This is a genomic window from Cellvibrio sp. ATLC23 (genome assembly GCF_057196725.1).
In genome coordinates, this window is record NZ_JBXUOS010000010.1 from 137926 (window position 1) to 158859 (window position 20934).

Annotated in this window: 8 protein-coding genes; all 8 read left to right on the forward strand. The window is 51.6% G+C overall.

The genetic code is table 11. From position 1 onward, the window contains the following. The first annotated feature begins 6 nt into the window (after positions 1-6). Positions 7-708, forward strand: a complete 702-nt coding sequence (locus AC2CG4_RS15760; protein WP_484487180.1) for a response regulator — start codon at positions 7-9, stop codon at positions 706-708. 21 nt (positions 709-729) lie between these two features. Continuing rightward, positions 730-2055: an ATP-binding protein gene (locus tag AC2CG4_RS15765; protein ID WP_484487181.1), complete on the forward strand. Its 1326-nt coding sequence runs from the start codon at positions 730-732 to the stop codon at positions 2053-2055. Between the two features lie 77 nt (positions 2056-2132). Next, a complete protein-coding gene (locus AC2CG4_RS15770) occupies positions 2133-2378 on the forward strand; it encodes a hypothetical protein (RefSeq protein ID WP_484487182.1) in 246 nt (81 codons plus the stop codon). An 80-nt stretch (positions 2379-2458) separates the two neighbouring features. Continuing rightward, positions 2459-3178: an alpha/beta fold hydrolase gene (locus tag AC2CG4_RS15775; RefSeq protein WP_484487183.1), complete on the forward strand. Its 720-nt coding sequence runs from the start codon at positions 2459-2461 to the stop codon at positions 3176-3178. A 547-nt stretch (positions 3179-3725) separates the two neighbouring features. Next, positions 3726-6686, forward strand: coding sequence for a TonB-dependent receptor (locus tag AC2CG4_RS15780; protein WP_484487184.1), 2961 nt, complete (start codon positions 3726-3728; stop codon positions 6684-6686). A 54-nt stretch (positions 6687-6740) separates the two neighbouring features. After that, a complete protein-coding gene (locus tag AC2CG4_RS15785; RefSeq protein ID WP_484487185.1) occupies positions 6741-8912 on the forward strand; it encodes a fibronectin type III domain-containing protein in 2172 nt (723 codons plus the stop codon). Positions 8913-9455: 543 nt separating this feature from the next. Continuing rightward, positions 9456-15650, forward strand: a complete 6195-nt coding sequence (locus AC2CG4_RS15790; RefSeq protein WP_484487186.1) for a pectinesterase family protein — start codon at positions 9456-9458, stop codon at positions 15648-15650. A 195-nt stretch (positions 15651-15845) separates the two neighbouring features. After that, positions 15846-20813, forward strand: a complete 4968-nt coding sequence (locus AC2CG4_RS15795) for a pectate lyase family protein (RefSeq protein ID WP_484487187.1) — start codon at positions 15846-15848, stop codon at positions 20811-20813. Positions 20814-20934: the final 121 nt, after the last annotated feature.

Here is a 20934-nt window from a genome sequence, read left to right on the forward strand (position 1 = left end):
ATTTCTATGTCGCAGAACAATTTGATTTTATTAGTTGAGGATGATCGCCGCTTGGCGCAGCTGGTAAAAGATTTTCTAGAGAGCAACGATTTTCACGTTGCTATCGAAGAAAACGGCAATCGGGTTATTCGCCAGGTGCAAAATTTAAATCCGGCATTGATTGTGCTCGACTTGATGTTGCCCGGTAAAGATGGCCTCACATTGTGCAAAGAATTGCGCCCGCAATTTAAAGGCCCGATCTTAATGCTCACTGCGCGCGATTCGGATTTGGATCAGGTATTGGGCTTGGAATACGGCGCCGATGATTATGTGATTAAACCCGCCGAACCGCGCGTATTGCTGGCACGTGTTCGCGCGCTCATGCGCCGCTATTACCAGAATGATCCGCGCGAGCAAGAGGCGCTGGAGTTTGGTGAATTGTGTATTCAACCGACCGCGCGCAAAGTCTCTCTCGGTGGCGTAGAAGTGGTCTTATCCAGCCATGAATATGATTTGTTATTGGCACTGGCGGCACAGGCCGGGCAAATTCTCAGCCGCGAATTTTTGTTTAACCATATCTACAACCGCGAATACGATGGTTTGGATCGCACTATTGATGTACGCATCTCCCAGTTGCGCAAAAAATTAAATGATAATCCCGATAACCCCACGCGGATCAAAACGATCTGGGGTAAGGGTTATTTGTTTATTGCCGATGCCTGGAAATAATCGTGGACGTTTAACCCAACCATGAATCGCGCTTTCATCACGCTGTATTTTTTTATCGTCGCCTCAGTGGTGCTCATCGGCTGGGGCTTGAATCAGTTTTGGGAATCAGTCGCGCCGGAGCAAGAGCCAACGGCGGAAACTCAGGCACTGTTTCAATTGATCGAGCAAAACTTACTGGCGCAACAACCGCACCCAATTGCCAGTTATAGCCAATCAGCACAGCAACTCAGCCAGCAATTACATCTCTCACTCGAATTATTACCACTCGATGATTTGGCACAATCAGCTGCCATGCAGGATTTGCGCGCGGGCAAAATTCTGGCAGCGCGCAGTAATGGCGATATTATTTGGTACAAACGCCTCGCGCAAACTGATCAAGTAGTAATGCTCAATATTCCGTTGAGTGATGACAGTGAATCGCCGTTTTATCGCTTGTTATTGATTGTGTTTTACCTCGCGATTGCGCTGGCAATTTATTTGTGGGTCTGGCCGCTCTCGCGCGACAGTAAAAAACTGGAACGCCAAACCCGCACTCTCGGAAAAGATGGTGTACCGGAAACACTCAAAATCTCTCCTACGTCCACACTCTATCCACTCGCGCAAGCGTTTAATCATATGGCGCAGCGCTTGCGCGAATTAATTGCTTCACATCGCGAAATGACCAATGCGGTTTCACACGAATTGCGCACGCCTTTGGCGCGGATGAAATTTGCCTTGGCGATGATTGAAGAGGAAAAACTTAACGAAAAAGATCGCCGCCAGCTGCGTAGCTTGGAGCAAGATATTGCCGAGATGGAATCGCTGATTAGCGCACTCTTGGCCTATGCCGGATTCGAGCAAAAAACCCAGCAGCTCAAACAAACGAGCGGTTTTATGCGCGATCTAGTAGATGAATTACAAGTGCGTTTTGCGCGGCAGGGTTCACTGCTGCACCAACGCAACTTGCAGCTAGAAGTGTTGGATACCACGCATAACGCCGAATTTATCTGCGAGTGGAAACTAATTGAAACCGTACTGCAAAATTTTATTGGCAACGCGGCGCGCTATGCCAAAACCCGCATCCGTATCGAGCTGATGCAAACCGCCAGCGAATACATGATTGCGGTGGAAGATGATGGCGCCGGAATTCCCGCCGATAAACGCGAGCGAGTATTTGAATCGTTTGTGCGCCTCTATCACGAAGAACAAAGCGAACAAACCACTGGCTCCGCCACCGGCGGTTTTGGTTTAGGCCTCGCGATTGTCAAACGCATCATGCAGTGGCACGGCGGCAGCGCCCAGTTTGTCGAACCGGAAACATTAGGCGGCGCAAGGGCGCTGATTCGCTGGCCGAAAACTCCTGGCTAATCCCTGTTTCTTTTTTGCTTGCCAAATTGATTAGCCTCCTTCAATGTTTAGGTGTTGCAACATTTTTGGAGGTGGCTATGAATAGAACAGTTTTATCTAGTAGAGAGTTCAATAAAAATATAGGCAAGGCCAAAAAATCTGCTTTACAGGGGCCAGTGTTTATTACTGATTATGGCAAAATTTCTTATGTGCTTCTGGCGATTGATGATTATCGTAATATCAATGGTCTACAAACTAATATTGCAGATCTATTGGCTATGCGCGAGTTTGAGGATATTGAATTCCAGCCATCCAAGTTAAATCTAATGTTACAAAGTATGTAATTCCAAAGTTGAACTTTGAAATTACATAGACTTTAAGATTAAAAAATACATTTTTCGTTTATCCATCAACTGATTGTTTGGTGATTCCAATCGAAAGCGAAAAAATTACATTGGTACTGTTACCCGGTCTTAATGGAACGGCGGGGTTGTTTGATCCTTTGCTTTCAGTTGCCACCAAAGAATATGAGTTAATGGTAATTAGCTACCCGACACATAAGGTGAAATCTTACGAAGAATTAACTAAGTATGTTTCGGAGGAAATTGCTTCGATTAATGGGCGATATATTCTTGTAGGAGAGTCTTTTTCCGGGCCTATTGTCATAGCTTTATCTGCTAGAAATATAACCGGTTTGATTGGGACTGTATTGGTGGCCACCTTTGTAACCGCACCTTATTTAACAGTCGCTAAATACTTGCCCTGGACACTGATATTCAAATTAGCGCGAATGGTGTATTGGGCGTCAAGCAAATTAAGTAATACAAAAAATAAAAGCCTTTTTAACGCGGTCTGTATTGAATTACAAAATGTAAAACCGCAGGTTTTGGCTGCAAGAATCAGAGCTGCGCTTACTGTTGATGTGCGCAACCAATTACAGCAAAACAAAGTGTCTATGGTTTATTTCAGGGCGCGGTATGACGTCGTTGTGCCCATCTGGAATTTGAAAAAAATCCTCAACATCAAGCCAGATATGCCTATTATTACTTTCAATACCAACCATTTTTTACTGCAATCTTCTCCGCAGACGGCTTGGGAGGCGATTGATAAATTTGTTAAAAATCAAAGTCTTGTAACAAAATAGATTAATTTTGTTGGGTGTTGGCTACCAAAAGTAACAAATTAACCTAATCAAGTGATTAGGGTAGAAATTATCGTATTAATCGGTGTACTATCTTTTTCTCGCCTAATGGCGAACATATAAAAACAAGCAAGAAGCACTTAAAAGTGCTCGCTTAATCAAGGTGTTTTCTGCGTTACACGGTTTTCCTATCTGCAATAGGTTTTATCTCGGTCAAGGCCAAAATCGCCACTGATTTTGGTGGTGGTTCTACGCGTCCTCTAGTCAGGACTTAGCGAGGAAGCCAACGAGATAATGACTACAACAAGTAATAAAATTCATTTCTTAGCATTACCGATACCACCGCACTGCTGCGTTTTTATCGCGCTATTGCGTGTGTGTTTGGTTATTTCTCTCGTTCAAGCCTTCTCCGATTACATCACTCAAATATGGCCTCGCCATATTTTGGCAATTCACATTAGCGCAACGTGCCGCCTAAATTTCTACTGCAGCTCAGCCGCAGTATCGAAACTATTCACAATAAATCTAAGTAGCAAAAGAGGGGAAATCCATGCATAAGAAACGTTTGTTATCGCTGTGTATTGCACTAGCGGCCGCGGGTCATTTACATGCACAAACTACGGCTTCATCCACACAAGAAATCATAGAGGAAGTTGAAGTAACCGGCGTGCGTAGTGCGGAACTCAATGCACGCGAAGAAGAGCGCTCCAAAAACATTTTTAGCTCGGTGATCTCGCAAGATGATGCGGGCAAATTTGCCGATCAAAACGTAGCGGAATCATTGCAGCGCTTGCCGGGGATTACCCTGCAAAAAACCGAAGGTGAAGGTCAGTTTGTAACAGTGCGCGGTCTCGGCCCGGGTTTTGTCAGCGTGAATATGAACGGCAATGAATTGGCCTCTTCGAGTTCTGATACACGTGCATTTGCATTGGATGCGGTTCCTGCGGATTTGCTCAGTTCAATTGAAGTATTTAAATCGCTTACGCCGGATATGGATTTAAATTCTATCGGCGGTACCGTCAACGTAAAAACCGTGAATGCGTTTGATCGCAAAAAAGATACGCTGCGTGTGAGCGGGCAAGTTGCGGAACAACTTTACAATGGTGATGCTTCACCCAAAGTGTCGGTTCAAGGGACTAATCTTTTTGCCGATAACACTATAGGTTTTGGTTACTCACTCTCTTATGAAAAGCGCGGCACCGATGGCTATTTGAATGTGCATCACGCAGAACAAGACCCAACTTATCGCCAACAAAATCATAAAGGTTTGAGTGGTCCTACCGGCGAGCGTCTATTAACACCTTGGCAATTTGAAGCGAAAGAAGAGCAGGCCGATAGAACCCGTATTGCTGGCTCGTTTGATTTAGGTTGGCGCCCGGATGACAACAGTGAATATTATTTGCGTTACAGCCGCACCTCGCTCGAGGATATGGATATAGCACTGCGCGAATATTATCGTTTTGATACAGCGCTGACCGCAGATCAAGAAGTGCCTTACATCGATGTTGCCTCATCGACCTTTGGTGTAACCGATGCTGAATTGCAGCAGCAATTTTTTATCCAAAAAGGTAAAGCCAGTACCGATGCGTTTGATCTCGGCGGAAAAAATACCTTTGCCGGTGAGGCGTGGGAACTTGATTACAGCTTGTCTCACTCTGTAGGCGAATACTCCAAACCGGATGGGCGCCGGGTGCAATTCCGCATTCAGGATTTGCCCATGCTTGGCCGTGCTGGAGAAGATTATATTGCCGCGCAAATTATTTCTCCGGCCGATATGGCACAGCTTGCTGGTACTACTACCGCCAACTTGGTAAATACCGGCGGTTACTTCTTGATGGATAAAACCCAGCGTAAACAAGGCGGCATGACCTACGATAATATTTTTATCGAAGACAGTTTCCGCACCGATACTCTCGATCAACTTAGCGCGAATTTAAAACGCAATTTTGAAGGTGGAAAACTCAATTACATCAAAACCGGTTTTGTACTCAAAGAGCGTGAGCGCGACCGCAATAAAGACCGCTGGAGTATTGTGCCGGGCAATTACCCCAATGCTTGTGAAGGCGATGCAACCTGTGAAGATTTGCGCAATTCGTCGCTGGCGGATTTTGAAACTTTCACCCCGAACCACCCGGATATTCAATACGATTTTATTACTCGCAGTGAAACCGAGCGTCTGCTTGCAGCGACTGCCCGTATTGCGAAATATACCGACCCAAATCTGACCGGGCAGGAGAGCCGCAAAGAAGATTATTTTCTGACGGAAGATTCGCAAGCGGTGTATTTAATGGCGGAATTCCAAACCAGCGAAAAATCGACCTTGATTGCCGGTGCACGCTATGAACAAACCGATTTTAGTTCCGATGGTTATCTCGCGATTCGCAATGACCGTTTTGTAGAGTTTGATAATGCGGCCAACTCCAATTTGGATATCGCAATTCCTTTGGCCGATACCAAAAACTCTTACGATGATTTATTTCCCAGCATTCACTATCGCTACGATTTGGCCGAAGACACCCTGGTGCGCGCATCTGTGTGGACCAGTTTTACCCGTCCGTCGTTTGATCAGGCGCGCGCCTTTGGTGAAGTTGAAGGGCGTGTGGTGCTGTGTAATCCGGATACCAATGTGTGTAACGACAATCCACCGGCAAATGGCGGCGTGATTAACGGTCAGCAACAAATTACTACCTCTGGCGGCACGCTCTTCAATCTTGCCAGTGGTAATACATTGAGTATTGGTAATCCTAATTTGGAGCCTATGACGGCAACCAATTTTGATACGTCTATCTCCTGGTATGGCGATAACGGCGATTACTGGCAAGTCGCGGCTTTTTATAAAGACATAGATAATTTTATTGTCGATGTACGCGGTGCTTCGCTCAGTGCTGCGCAATTACCGCTTGAATTACCCTTTGATCAACTGACGCAATTTAATGTGCCCAACAACTTGGTAATTGACCGGGTTAATTTTGCCACCAACGGTGAATCGGCACAGGTGTATGGTGTGGAGTTGTCCTACTCCAAATATTTTGACTCAGGTTTTTTTGTGCAAACAAATATGACCCTGATGAACAGCGATGCAAAAGTCGGCGATACATTGCGTGTGGGCAGCATCAATTTACCCGATCAAGCCGATGAAACTATCAACCTTACTTTGGGTTGGGAGCGAGACGGTTTAAGCGCGCGTTTGATTGGCAACTACCGTGGCGAAGTGTTGAAGCGTGTCGGTTCCTGTAATGCGGATGCCGCTGCTGCAGACGCCGCAGCCGGTTATGCCGAAAACTGCCGAACCTGGGGCGATGTATTTCAATCGGCCAGCCCGTCGCTGGACTTCAAAGCAACTTATCAAGTTAATAAAGCGCTGCAGTTCAGTTTGGATATGACCAACTTGACAGATGAAGTGGATAGCTTTTATTTCCGTGGCAATGAAAGTTCCGGCGGCAAGATGTTGTTTACCTCAGAAGATTATGGCCGCACCTATTTAGTCGGCGTCAGTTACAAATTTATGTAACGCAAAGGTAAATAACCAGGCATTGCCTTCCAGAATTGATTGAGGATTTACACCATGAAAAAAATAATGTTATTAAGCGCAGTTTGTTTAAGCGCAGGTTTGGTTGCTTGCGGTGGCGGCGACCCGAAAAGTGCATCATCCAAGCCAGACAGTTTACTGCCCGAGGGCTATGTACCACCTTCATCGGCCAGCAGTTCATCGTCATCGACTTCAGCGATTGTGAATCAAACAATCCCGTATCATGAAAATTTTGATGCGGCGAATAATACCCGTCGGTTTTTTTCGGCCAATTACAAAGCCTTGAATAGCGATGCGACTCTGCCGTTTTATTTTGCGACGGGGGGATTTTTGGATGAGTTGGGTAACCCATCGCCTACGGCTACTTCCTGGATTACCGCCGATGCCAATCGCAAATTACGTATTGGTAACGGTCGTTTGAGTTTGGGTCAAACCAAGTTGGAGGTGAACACCACTACGGCGGATACCAGCATTCCTACCTGGGGTGAGTTTGATTTGAGTAAGGCTTACACCGTTTCGTTTTGTGTGGTGGAAGTGAGCTCGCCCAGTTCCAGTAATTTTGAAATCTACGTGGATAACAATACTACGGGTGGGAACAACTCCATCTATGGTGCGGGCAATGCCTCGCGCATTCTGCAGGTTGCAACCCATACATTGGTGCCGGGCGTACGCAAAAGTGTAACTGTGCCTGCGGCGGGAGCTGCTTTAATCGGTAGTAAAACTTCCTTCTTCCAATTTCGCGTCTCCAGCGGTGGTTACGCGGTTATTGATGATTTGGTGGTGGAATACGCCGATCAGCCGCACAACTTCAATTTACCCGCCTGTATGGCAGAAACTACCATTGCACCCGCACCGGAAGTGGCACCAGCAACACCCGATGCACCTACTGTATTGGCTGGCGATGCACAAATTACCGTGACCTGGCCGAGTGTGGGCTTGGATGTAACCTATGAGCTGCTCTACAACACTATCGACTCCACCAATGGGGCCACCGCGTTTTCAGGTAATCCGCTCACCGGTACTAGCGCGACTATCGAGCAATTGACCAACGGCCAGCCGTATTACATTTTCTTGCGTGCTAAAAATGTGATTGGCACTAGCGAATACAGCGCCAGTGCCACTGCCACTCCGGCCGCGCCGACCGGCGTAGATGGCGATTACACCTGGGGTTTTAACCCGGAAGCCTACAAAGCTGTTGATGGCCTGTTCAGTTCGGCCTATTCCGATTCGGGCAACAACAATATTGCCACTTCTGAGCTGGAGCGCAGTGTGGATGGTGTGTTGGTCTTCCTCAACAACGGCACCGCCTTGCGCTTCCGTGGCAATGACAACAAGTGGAATTACAACGGCCACTCTTGGTCCGACGGCAGCAGCACCTTGACCCCTGAGGTGAGTGCACAAGCACCAGGTTTGCGCGCCTATGTTGGCTTCCCGGTTGACAGTGGTCGTGCGGTAACGCTGGAAGTGGATTTCACCCAAACTGGTAGTTCGGTTAATGGCAAAATTGTGTTGATCGGCAGTGACAACACCGTCTTGGCGAGCAAAGCCGCACCCGCTAGCAGCAGCGACACCATCAGCATCAGCTTGCCGGTCGGGCACAAGTTGAGCCATATCAAGGTGATCTATTCCCGTGAAGGCGATAGCTCCGGCGGGGTGAATATAGGCCCAGTGAGAAAAATCTACGCCCCTGCGACCGGCTTACTCAGCGAAACCTTTGATCTGGCCGATGCCGCCAACTTCTTCACTATTGCCTACAAAACCATGCCAGATGATACAAGCTTGCCATTTTATGTTGCGACTTCAGGCGGCACTCGTATCACCTTTGCCGATGGCGCGTTGAGTATGACCAATGCGCGGTTTACGTTTGGTGATAAAGGCGGGGAAACTGCAGCAGAGGTTCAGCCGAATGGCGTGTTGGATTTGTCCAAACCCTATCGTTTGAGCTTTACCGTCACAGCGGCGGCAGGAAGCGGTAATTTCCAAGTTTATGTGGATAACAATACCACCAGCGCGGGCAAATCTATCCACGCGGCGATTAGCAGCACCGCATCGCGTTTGCTGCAAACCGCGGCAGATTCGATCACCACTTTCCCCCATGAAGTGGTGATTGAGTCGGATGTGGGCACTGCTACCTCCTTTTTCCAGATCCGGGCGGATAGTAGTGTGACCAATCTGACTATCGATAACCTCAAACTCGAATATCAATAAACGGTTTGTGGCTTAACAAGCTCGCCCGGCTAGTAATAGCCGGGCGAGCTTGTTTTAAGCGGTGCTAAAAAGGCTGAGGTTATCGTGCGTCTGAATGATTAATCATACTTGTGGCTAGCATTTGCTCAATCCTTGGGTATAGAATGCGAAAGCCTTCCCAGAAAGGCAAAAAGAGGCGCCATTTACCTTTCTCTCGCATGCACTAATAAGTTTAAGCACCGCATGCTGATTGGTTGGCACACTCATAATAAGAGGCTCAGCCTCAATCCCTCGGCAAAGTGTATTCCTCAAGGTAATTGACTCAATTCATCCTCTCGCGGGATGGGTTCGATGTGTGTTGTTGATTCATAACGTTTTTTTACAGCCATGAGCTGTGGCCGGTAGCGGATAAATCTGCACTGGACCTAATAAGAAAGTAACGGTTGGCAGTGTGTTTTCACTAAATGGTTGATACCAGAGGCTATCGTCAGCGTTCTGGCGGTAGTTCTTTGTCTGAATTTGGCGCAACCAAATCCAAGAATAACTACAACTAGTGAGAGCATCATGAAAAGCCATGTATTAATCGTTGTTTTACTTTCTGCTTTGCTCAGTGCGTGCGGCGGCGATTCCAAGAAAGGGAACTCGCCCGGTAGCTCAACTCCCGTTGGCACGCAGAAATCCAGCAGCCTGACGGCGCTTAGTTCGACTCCGGTGACCAGTAGTTTGGCGAACTCATCCCAAGCCAGCATGCAGGTTGGGGTGTTTGTGGATGCCTTTGTTGCAGGCATTGGCTATCGCACCCAAACCCAAAGTGGCGTGACTAACGAACGCGGCGAGTTTAATTATTTGCCCGGTGAAACCGTGACCTTTTTTATCGGCGATCTAGTCTTCCCGCCGATTCCCGCCAGAGGCCTGGTGACGCCGCTGGATATGGCGCAATCTTTGGATCCCGCCTCGCCGATGGTATTGAACATCGCGCGTTTACTGCAGTCGCTGGACAGCGATGGCAACCCAAGCAACGGTATTACCATTAGCCCTGCCGCAGCCCAAGCCGCGGTGGCGGTAGATTTTAACTTAAGCCCGGCGCAGTTCGCGGCTTTGCCTGCGGTGACCAATTTGGTCGCCAATTCCGGTTCAGTGACTAAAACCCTGGTGTCTGAACAGCAGGCGCTTGCGCATCTGCTGGATAGTTTTGAACTGGCCGGTGTGCCTGTGCAAAGCTCCAGCTCTAGCCAGAGTTCAGGCATTAATTCCCAGCCAGGCTCCAGTGCACCCGCGAGTGCTGGCGCTTCTAGTCAAAGCAGTTTGGTCGCTGGGCCGGTTCCCTCTTCCAGCAGTGTTACCAGCCTGGTCTCTTCAGTGGAGTCATCCATTCAGGCATCGGTGCAATCGAGTGCGGTTGCTCCTGCATCGTCAACACCGGCGTTTAGTTCAACGGCTTCAAGTACTCCGGTTTCAAGCACTCCGGCCTCATCGGTGGCGGCAAGTCTAATCTCCAGCAGTGCCAGTTCATCAGTGATCACTGCCGCGCCTAACTTCAATACCGTTTACGGTTTTGCCTCGCTCAACGGCGGTACTACCGGTGGTAGTGGTGCAGGTATGGTGGAAGTGGCGGTGTGTAATGGCGCTGACTTAACCGCTGCCCTGACTAACCCGACCTATGCCGATAAACCCCTGACCATCTATGTGGATGGCGTAATTACCTGGCACAACTCAGGCAATAAAGACATCAAACTCAATCGTCCTAATGTGTCGATCATTGGCCGCGGGGCGGATGCGGAATTCTGGGGTACTGGCATTCATATCACCGCCAGCAATGTGATTATCCGCAATCTGAAAATGTACAAAGTGCCGCAAAGCCGCGGGCAGGGCGACATCATCACCATCGATGGCCGCAACGGCCCGGTGCGCAATGTGTGGATTGACCACAACGAGCTGTATAACGATCTGAATGTGACGGTACCGGCGAGCATTACTGATCCAACCGCTCAGGCCGACTACAAAAAAGACTATTACGATGAGTTGGTCAGTGGCCGCAGCGATGTGGCGGATGTCACTATTTCTTACAACTACTTGCACGACAGCTGGAAAACCTCGCTCTGGGGCTCATCGGACGAAGATAACTTTGACCGCCGTATCACCTGGCACCATAACCATTGGTATCACGTGAACTCGCGCCTGCCGCTGTTTCGTTTCGGCAAAGGTCATATCTACAACAACTACTATCAAAACGTGGATACCTCGGCGATCAACTCGCGTATGGGGGCGATTATCCGCGTTGAGCGCAACGTATTTGAAAACACCAAAAACCCGGTGATGTCGCAAGACAGTATTGCCCTTGGCTACTGGGAGTTGATAGAAAACCAGTTGCGCGGAGTGACCACTTGGGTGCCCAAAGCGGGCGAGACCAATGCCATCGCCGATGAGTTTTTGGCCGATCATACCTCTACCGGCACGTTGACCCTGCCCCAGGGCTACCTCTATGCGCCCAGCCTGATTCCAGTGGAAGATGTACCTGCCCATGTGCAGCAGTACGCGGGCAGAGGCGTATTGGATACAGGTGTGCCAACCCTGGCCTGTACTCGCCCCGAGTGGGATATAGAGCCGCCGCCGCCATCGACTAACGAGCCGGAAACAGCAAATCCGTCCTCGGTTAGTTGGAACCTATTTAACGGAAATGTCAGCCCATTCGATGCCAATGCCATCACTTTAGCGGATGGTATCACCCAAGTGCCGTTTGTGATTCAAGGCAGTGCAAGCGATTTCACTCCCACCGGTGCTGGTGCTGGTGCTGTGCTGTTCGACTCGACCTCTTTGGGTACCAAAAACAACCGCGCGCGGATTAGTAATACCGGGCGCAACGATGGCGTTTACCCCAAATACTTCACCCTGATTGCGGGCATCAAAGGCTTCAATCCGCCCGCCAATGCGCGGGTATTGGAGTTGGAAACTGCTTTTGGTGGCACTGCCGATACCACAGCCAGCCGCTTGAAAGTGGTGCTGCGCGCCGATGGTGCGAGCAACTTTGGCGTCCAGTTTGAGGGGGCACCATCGCCGAATACCGCCTATGGTTTGGCGATGGATGAGTACCGCGTGTACCACTTCACCGTAGCGCTCTCCAGCCCGACGACCGGCTGGGCGCGCGCCTATTTGGATGGTTCCAACACGCCAGTGTTGAACCAGGAAGAGGTGCAGTTTGCATCGACTACCGCGACTAACAACTATCTGCAAATTGGCGATGGCGGCAGCAACAGCTACAAAGCCCTGATCGATTGGATGGTCTGGACCGATGCCGGTGCCTATACCCCGGCGCAATTGGCTGGTTTGTTGCCCGCCAATATCGGCTGTGTAAAAGGTTATGGCCCGTCGGAAAACCTGCTCGACTGCGATTTCAGCGCAGTGGGTGGTACCAGCTCGTCTTCGGCGGCCAATTCATCGGCTGTCAGTACTAGCTTGGCAGTGGGTTCTTCTGCCAGCGCTTCATCGACCGAGGTTGTGGTAGGCAGTTCATCCAGTGCGACCACATCGTCCGCCGCTGCAACCTCGTCCAGCGCCGCCAGTGTTGCCGCGGCGTTTGCCTGCAGCTCTGAGCCGGGTCTGTATTTCTGCGATGATTTTGCAGCGGGTTCCAGCAACTGGGATTTACTGCCAGCGGGCACCGCCGCCAACGGGGCGTTTGATTTGTTCAATGACGCGGGCGACAACAATGTGTTGCGCTACACCGCCGCCGCCAGCAGTGGCGCCGGTGGGCTAGTGGCGCTGATCAAGCCGGAGGCGTTTGCCGGTGTCACCTCGGCGGACTACTACGTAGAAGCGCGTATTCGCCCGCGCTTGAATTCCAGCGGCACGGCGCAGCGCAGTATTTATGTGATGGCGCGCTACCAGGATGTAAACAACTGGTACGGCATGGGCATGATCGCCCACGAAACCAACCAGCCACGGGTAGAAATTGTGGAGCGCAATTCGACCGGTAGCCCAGCGAGTACCGGCGCTATGCGCTACAACACCGCCATTACCCTGGGCACCGCTGGTGGCACCAATGGCGAGTGGTACAAGCTGCGTCTGGAAATGATCGGTACGGAAATGAAGCTGTACCTGAACGATTTGGCGGTGGCAAGTTTCAGCGATAGCAGCCTGACCGAGCGCGGTTTGATTGGTATTTTCACCAGCAACCGCTCCTTTGAAATCGACGACATCAAAGTCGGCAACGCTAACGACAAGCCGCCGGTGCCATCACAATTGACTATTTCGCCCAGCGCTAACTACAACGCGGAAGTGGGTGACGCCGCGCGCGTGATTACCGTGAGCGCCAAAAATACCCAAAACGCCGACGACACTTTTATCGTGGAATCGAGCAATCCCTCCGTGGTCAGTGTCAGCACCAATGGCTATGACGTGAGTTTGAACCCGGTGGGTGAGGGCAGTGCCACTATCACCTTTACCAGCGGTTCCGACCCCAGCCTGACCCGCAGCCTCACGGCGACTATTGCGCCGCAGTTTGTGATGCCCACGGCGACTTACAACCTGAGTGGTCTGGTGACTCCGGCTACCAGCGAAGCCAATGTTTATGCCGATACCAACCTGAGCCTGACCTTTGACTCGCCGCCCTCGTTGGGCACGGCGGGTGCGATTCGTATCTTCAAAAGCAGCGATGACACAGTGGTGGACACCATCAAACTGGTCGATCACAAAGACACTATCGGTTTCGGCACCTACCGCACGCTCAATACTCGCCCGATCAGTATCTCGGGTAATACAGTGTCCATCGCCCTGCAGAGCAAAAAGTTGGAGTACAACACCAGCTACTATGTGGCGATTAGCGGCTCGGCCTTTACCGGCGCGACTCTGGCGACCTTGCCGTTTGAGGGGATTGGCAAAAACGCTGGCTGGAGCTTTACCACCAAAGCGGCACCGGCCAGCAATCTGACCAGTATTACTGTGGATGATACTGGCAGCTCGGCAGACTTCCGCACCCTGCAAGGCGCGCTCAACTATGTGATGCAGAACCTGAGCAAAACCGAGGCGGCAACCATCACGGTCAACAACGGCACCTATAACGAGCTGTTGTACCTGCGCAATAAAGACAACCTGACCATTGTGGGCGAGAGCCGCGCGGGCACACTGATCCAGTACCAAAACTCGGAAGCATTAAATCCGGGCTCTTCTGGTCGCCCGGTATTTTTGGTCGAGCTGGCTGATTTGCTGACGCTGGAAAATCTGACCCTGAAAAACACCACCATCAAAACCGCCAGCGGTGGACAGGCCGAGGCAATTTATTTCAATTCAACTGGCCGTTTGGTCGCCAAAAACGCCAACTTTATCAGCGAGCAGGACACCCTTCAGCTGAAAGGTTACAGCTGGTTCTACCGCAGCCTAGTCGCGGGGAATGTAGATTTCATCTGGGGCAATAACAATGTCTCCCTGTTTGAAGAGAGTGAAATCCGTTCGCTGGGCGACAGCAGCAACGCCACTAACGGCGGCTATGTGGTACAGGCGCGCACTCTCACAGCGGCAGATAAAGGTTTTGTCTTCCTCAACTCCAACCTGACCCAGGGTCCAGGCCCGACCGGCAACACCATCCCGGCCGGTGCCACTTATCTGGCGCGCAGCCCCGGTGGCACCAGCACCTGGGACAATGTGGTGTTTATCAATAGCCGCATGGATACCCATATCAACGCCGCCGGTTGGGCCGGTGCGGGCGTAAATGGCCAGCCAGCACCTAATCCAGGTACCGCGACCGCAACTACTGGCTGGCGTGAATTTGCCACCATGAATGCCAATGGTGACAGCATCAGTTTGGCCAGCCGCGTGGGTGGTTATGAATTGTCGCTGGGTGAGGTTGCCAGTGAATACTGCAACCGCGCGCAAATCTTTGCCGCCTATAACTCCAGTGCTGGTTGGAACCCGCTGCCGGAAGATTCGACTGACTGTGCCAACTATGGCGTCAGCAGCTCGTCCAGTGCGGCCAGCTCAACGGGAGAGAGTTCGAGCGAATCATCCACTAGCAGTTCTGCGGCTTCCAGCGCCAGTTCGGATGCGTCTAGTGAATCAAGCGCAGCGCTGAGTTCAGTACCGGAAGGCGAGGGCTCATCCAGCTCCTCGTCGTCCAGCAGTTCGGCCGCACCAGCCTGGACCGCGGCGGCATTGGATTTGTTCGGTACCTCAACGTCCTTGCCCGAGGGTGTGGTGAATAGCCAGAGTGCCAGCGCCCTGACCCTGACGGCGAAAGGCGGCAGTGTGAACACCAGCAACCGCAAATTCTTTTTTGCGCACCAGTCAGTGACCGGTGATTTTGTCTTCACCGCGCGCTTGGCGTCTGTCGCTGTTGCCAATGCTGGGGCTTTCACTGTGGCTAATAACAACCAGTTTCGCTATGGCCTGTTAGTGACTGAGTCTATTGCACCGGCGGCGAGCTATCCGGCCTTGGGGCGTTTTGCTGAATTGGGCTTCTATACATTGAGCACAACGCCAACTTATCAGGCATCGCGCGCGTTCAAATTGGATATGGGTGGCGCAACTACCCAATCGCGCAGCAATGGCACTTGGGCCGTGGGCGACTACCTGCGCATTACCCGCACCGGCAACAGTTTCCAACTGGCTACTTCTAGCGATGGCGTGAACTACACCGTCGCTAATACCAGCGCCTTTGCCGATGCCAATAACAACCCGATTGCCAGCGAAGTCAAGCTGGGCTTCTTCTCGGCATCGGGTGCAGATGAGTTGGTGCTGGCATTCGATAACATCAGTATCAGTCAGTAATCGTGTATCGCTAACGCCTTTGGTCCAGCACTACAGGCGTTAGCCTTGATAAGTTTTTAAAAATAAAAGCCGGATAGCGGCAAGGTTCTACAGGCAATTTAATTCGGTCTTGATAAATAACCGGCGCTTTGTACCCAGTGCAAAGCGCCGACTTATTCAATAACAAAAATGAAAACGGTTTATCAGGAATCAATCATGAAAATAACCCTTGTTACCCCTGTATTACTCAGCCTGTTGATGATTGGCTGCGGTGGTTCGGGCGGCAAATCATCCACCAACAATTCTTCTACACCGATTGCTAACAACCCACCGCCAACCGTTAGTTCGGCGGCTGTGGTGGCCAGTGCGGCCGCTTCCAGCAATACCCCCAAAAGTCAGGCAACTTCAAGTGCAGCGCCGCTGTTAACCGGCGTGTTTCTCGATGCGGCGGTGATGAACATCGGCTATCGCACTGCCAGCCAACAGGGTTTTACCAACGCCAACGGCGAATTTAACTATCGCCCCGGTGAGATGATTAGGTTTTTTATCGGCAATCTGGAATTTCCACCGGTGATGGCGGGCGACATTATCACCCCTCTGGATTTAGCCAATACCGATGATTTGGCGAACCACCAACTGATTAATATGTTGCGCCTGCTGCAAAGTTTGGACGCCGATGGCGACCTGACCAATGGCATAGGCATCACTGCCGCTGCGCTGGCCGCCGGTGTCACCTTGGACTTCAGCTTGCCGCCCGACGTATTTGCCCAACTGCCCGCCGTGCGGGAGTTGTTGCAGGCGGCGGGTGGGGTGAACAAACAATTAGTGTCAGCCGAACAGGCGCTGGCGCACTTCCGCACCACACTGGAATTTATCAACGGCCCGGCGTCATCCAGCAGTTCCAGTCAGATCTCCAGCGCGCTGGTTAGCAGTTCGCTTGCGCCGAGTTCATCGGTGAGCAGCCTTACACCTTCCAGTGCTGCGGCGAGCAGTATTACTACTGCGCCCACTCCTGTGCCACCTGCCAGTAGTGAACCCGCAGTAACGTCAAGTTCCAGCCCGAGCAGTGCGCCGGTTGTTGTGCCGCCGGTGTCGTCTGTTGCCAGTAGCTCAGCCGCAGACAGCAGTGCTACCAGTGAAACCTCCAGTGTTGTAGCAGAATCCAGCGCCGCTACTGCTTCTAGTATCAGCAGTGTGGCAGATAGCAGTGTCTCCTCTGCCCAGACCTCCAGCGAGAGCAGCAGTACTGCGCCCGTTGTACGCCCGGCCAAAATAGAAGGGTTTGCGGCCCATGCCGGTGTGACTGGCGGCGCAGGTGGTGTAGAAATCACCGTGACCACTGGCACCGAATTGAATGCCGCTCTGTGCAGCCGCGCCTCTATGACCACGCCGATTGTGATCAAGGTGAACGGCACTATCAGCCATGCCAATACCACCGCGCAGGGCTGTAACACCCAGGCCGATGTGATCGAAATCAAGGCGATGAGCAACGTCTCAATCATCGGCGTTGGCAGCAATGCCCTGTTTGAAGAGATGGGTATTCACGTGCGCGATGCCTCTAACATCATTCTGCAGAACCTGCATATCCGTAATGTGAAGAAGAGCGGTTCACCGACCTCAAATGGCGGCGATGCAATCGGCATGGAAACCAATGTCAATCGCGTGTGGATCGACCACAACTGGCTGGAAGCTTCCGGTGGTGAAAAAGACGGTTACGATTCACTGCTGGATATGAAAGCGGGTGTGACCAACGTGACGGTTTCTTATAACCTGTTTAACGATTCCAGCCGTGCCGGTTTGATCGGTTCCAGTGATAGCGACAACAAAAACACCAACATCACCTTCCATCACAACTGGTACAAAAACATTGAACAGCGCACGCCGTTGATTCGCCATGCACTGGTACATATGTACAACAACTACTGGTCAAACCCCCGTCTGGATTACATGTTCCACGGCATCAACTCACGCTCCAGTGGCAAGGTGTTGGTAGAAAACAACTACATGTACAACGTCAACAACCCACTGCTGGCTTCGGATGATTCACCTACCGCTGGCTGTTGGCAAACCAACAACGACAACACTGTGCTGCCCGAGATTTACTACAGCCGTACAGTGGGCGCCGGTGCCTTGGTAGTGCCGGAAGTGATTGATGGCCAATTGCAATCCACCTGTGTGGTGAGCGTGCCCTACAGTGTGGAGATGGACCCAACCGCCGATGTTCCGGCAATTGTGATGGCCAACGTGGGTGTGGGTAAGATTGACGGCGGTTCAGGTACCGGCGGCAACTCCAGTGGGGGTGCCTCCTCTGCGGCCAATAGCAACAGCTCAGCTCTGAACAGCTCAGTGGCCAGCAGCGCACAAACAACCAGTTCGGCAGCGGCCAGCTCAGTTGCCGCAGGCGCTAATCTGGCGATCAACGAAGCCTTTAATGTGGATAAAACCACCCTGTTCAGCGCAGCCTATCAAGCCATTTCAACCGATAGCAGCGCCGCGCTCTACTACATCACCGGCGGCGGCACTGGCATTACAATCGCTAATAATGAACTGACTTTGGCCGGCGGCCGCTTGACCATTGGTCATCGTCCGCCGCGCGCCAACACCACCGCAGGTGATGTGAGTGCCAACGGCGATTTTGATCTGAGCCGCCCTTATCGCATCAGCTTCAAGGTGATTGCCGGTTCAGGTTCAGGCAAGTTCCAGGTCTATGTGGATAACAACACCACCAGTTCCGGCAACTCGCTTCACGGCGCCAATTCCAAGGTGTTCGAAGCTGTTGCCAGCAGTTTTGGCGCTAATCAGCAGGTGGTGATTACACCAGCGGTGGGCACCAGCACCTCGTTTATCGCCCTGCGCGCCGAAAGCTCGGCCACCGTGACTATCGATAATCTGGTAATTGAATATCTAGATGCAGTTGGTGCTTCATCGTCCAGCGCTGAAAGCAGCTCAAGCCTTGCGGCCAGCTCTGCCCCGGTGTCATCGGTTGAAGCATCAAGTTCTGTCGCTGTCAGTGTGGAAGCTTCCAGCTCGGTGCAATCCAGCTCAGCTCAATCGAGTGAGGCCCAGTCAAGTGCGCCAGTATCCAGCGAGGCCAGCTCATCGGCCTCTTCGGTGAACAATGTATTTATCAACGAGAGCTTTAGCGTAGATAAAGACACCTTGTTTAGCGCTTTCTACCACTCTATCTCCACCGATAGCAGTGCCGCGCTCTACTACATTACCGGCGGCGGCAGTGGCGCCACCATTAGCAATAACCAGCTGACCCTGGCGGGCGCTCGTCTCACCATTGGTCATCGCCCGCCGCGCACCAACACCACCTCTGGCGATGTCAGTGCCAATGGCGACTTTGACCTGAGCCGCCCTTACCGCATCAGCTTCAAAGTGGTGACGGGATCAGGTTCAGGCAAGTTCCAGGTTTATGTGGATAACAACACCACCAGTTCAGGCAGCTCAATTCACGGCGCTAATTCCAAGGTGTTCGAAGCTGTTGCCAGCAGTTTTGGTGCAAATCAGCAGGTGGTGATTACCCCAAGTGTAGGCACCAGCACCTCGTTTATCGCTCTGCGTACCGAGAGTTCGGCCACAGTCACTATTGATGATTTGGTCATCGAATATACCGATGGTTTGGGTGTGTCTTCGTCGAGTGTGGCGGGCGGTGGTCAATCCAGCGCTACTACCTCCAGCAGTGCTGCGCTAAGCAGTGCAGTCAGCAGCTCAGTGGCGGTTAGCGCCAGCAGCCGCTCCAGTGTTGCCTATGTGGCGCCAGTGGTAAACCTGAGCGCCGACTGTATCAGCCTTGCCAACAACCCCAATGTGAACTGGCGCGATACCTCGCTGCAAACCGATCAGGAAATAGTGGAGTGTTTAGCGCAATCCCTCGGCAAACCGATTGGCTATGGTGAAAACGCCAAGGGTGGATACGATCCAAATGGCAATAGCAAACTCACCATCATCACCAAAACCGGTGGCGTATCGGTCGAACAGCAGTTGATTGATGCGCTCACCGACAATGCTCACAACTGGATTGTGTTCGACAAGGCAGAGTTCGCCCAAGCGCACGAAATTGGCATGTATCGCCAGTACTGTGCAGATGCGACTACCCTGTCGGTTCTTGGCACTACCGAAGCGGAATGTCGCGACTATCGCAGCTGGTGTGCAAGCAAAGGCTTTAACGACGAAGCCACCTGCCGCACCGAGTTTTTCAACAAGACCATGAACAAGAGCAATATCCCCATTCGAATTCCGGCGATTGGCTCTAACAAAACCCTTGATGGCCGTGGTTCTGAAGCCTATTTCATCTTCAGTGGCTTTGCGATCGGCAAAGACAGCGACGGCGTGCCCACCCAGACCTCTGAGAGTGTGATCCTGACTCACCTGAAATTCCAGGGCGCGGGCCACACCGAAGACCATTATGTTGACCCGGATATGATTCGTTCCACCGGCGCATCACACGATATCTGGATTCACAAAAACACCTTCGACACCACCGGCGATTCGGCCTTTGATGTAAAAATCGGCGCAAATGCAATCACTATGTCATTCAACCGTTTGCAAAACGTGAAGCGCGCCGTGCTGCACGGTTCCAGTGATAGCCGCACCATCAATGCCAATATCACCACCACCATGCACCACAACGCGTTTGTCACCACCGACGACAGCTACATGCTGCTGGGCAATACATTGCGCCGCGTGCCGCTGTTGCGTCGCGGGACTACCCATATGTTCAACAATGTGTTTGTGAACTATCGCAAAGAGGTGTTGAGCCTGCGTGTGGGTGCGAGTGCATTCCTGGAAGACAACGCTTTTGTGGTCAATTCCAGCTTGCAAGAAAAGAGCAGCGTCGAAGCTTCGCTCAATGAAATTGCTAACAACTATTTCAAAGACATCAGCGGCGGCTTCTTCCGCAACGATCGCAACTTCCTCTGGTTTGGCAGCGGCACTTGCGTAGTGAATGACGCCACCAAAACGGCACTGACCGCCACCAACGGCTCAGTGGCGGATCTGACCGAAAACTACAACGCCGCCTCGCTCAACATGTTCAACGGCTGGCGTTTCGATGCCGGTCAGGACTTGGTGGACTACGTGACGTTGACGGCTGGCAAATACGGCGAAGTACCCTTCAACTCGCCCCTGTCCGCCGACCGCACCTACATGGAAGCGCTGACGCCGGTGAGTTGTCAGTAAGTTCTAGTGTGAATCCCGAAAGCGTTGCTGTTGGGAACCTGCTACCAAAAGTCCCGGTGGAAACACCGGGGCTTTTTGGGTTTTAGGGGTACTGGATTTGTTATCTGGCCGATTGGGGTTC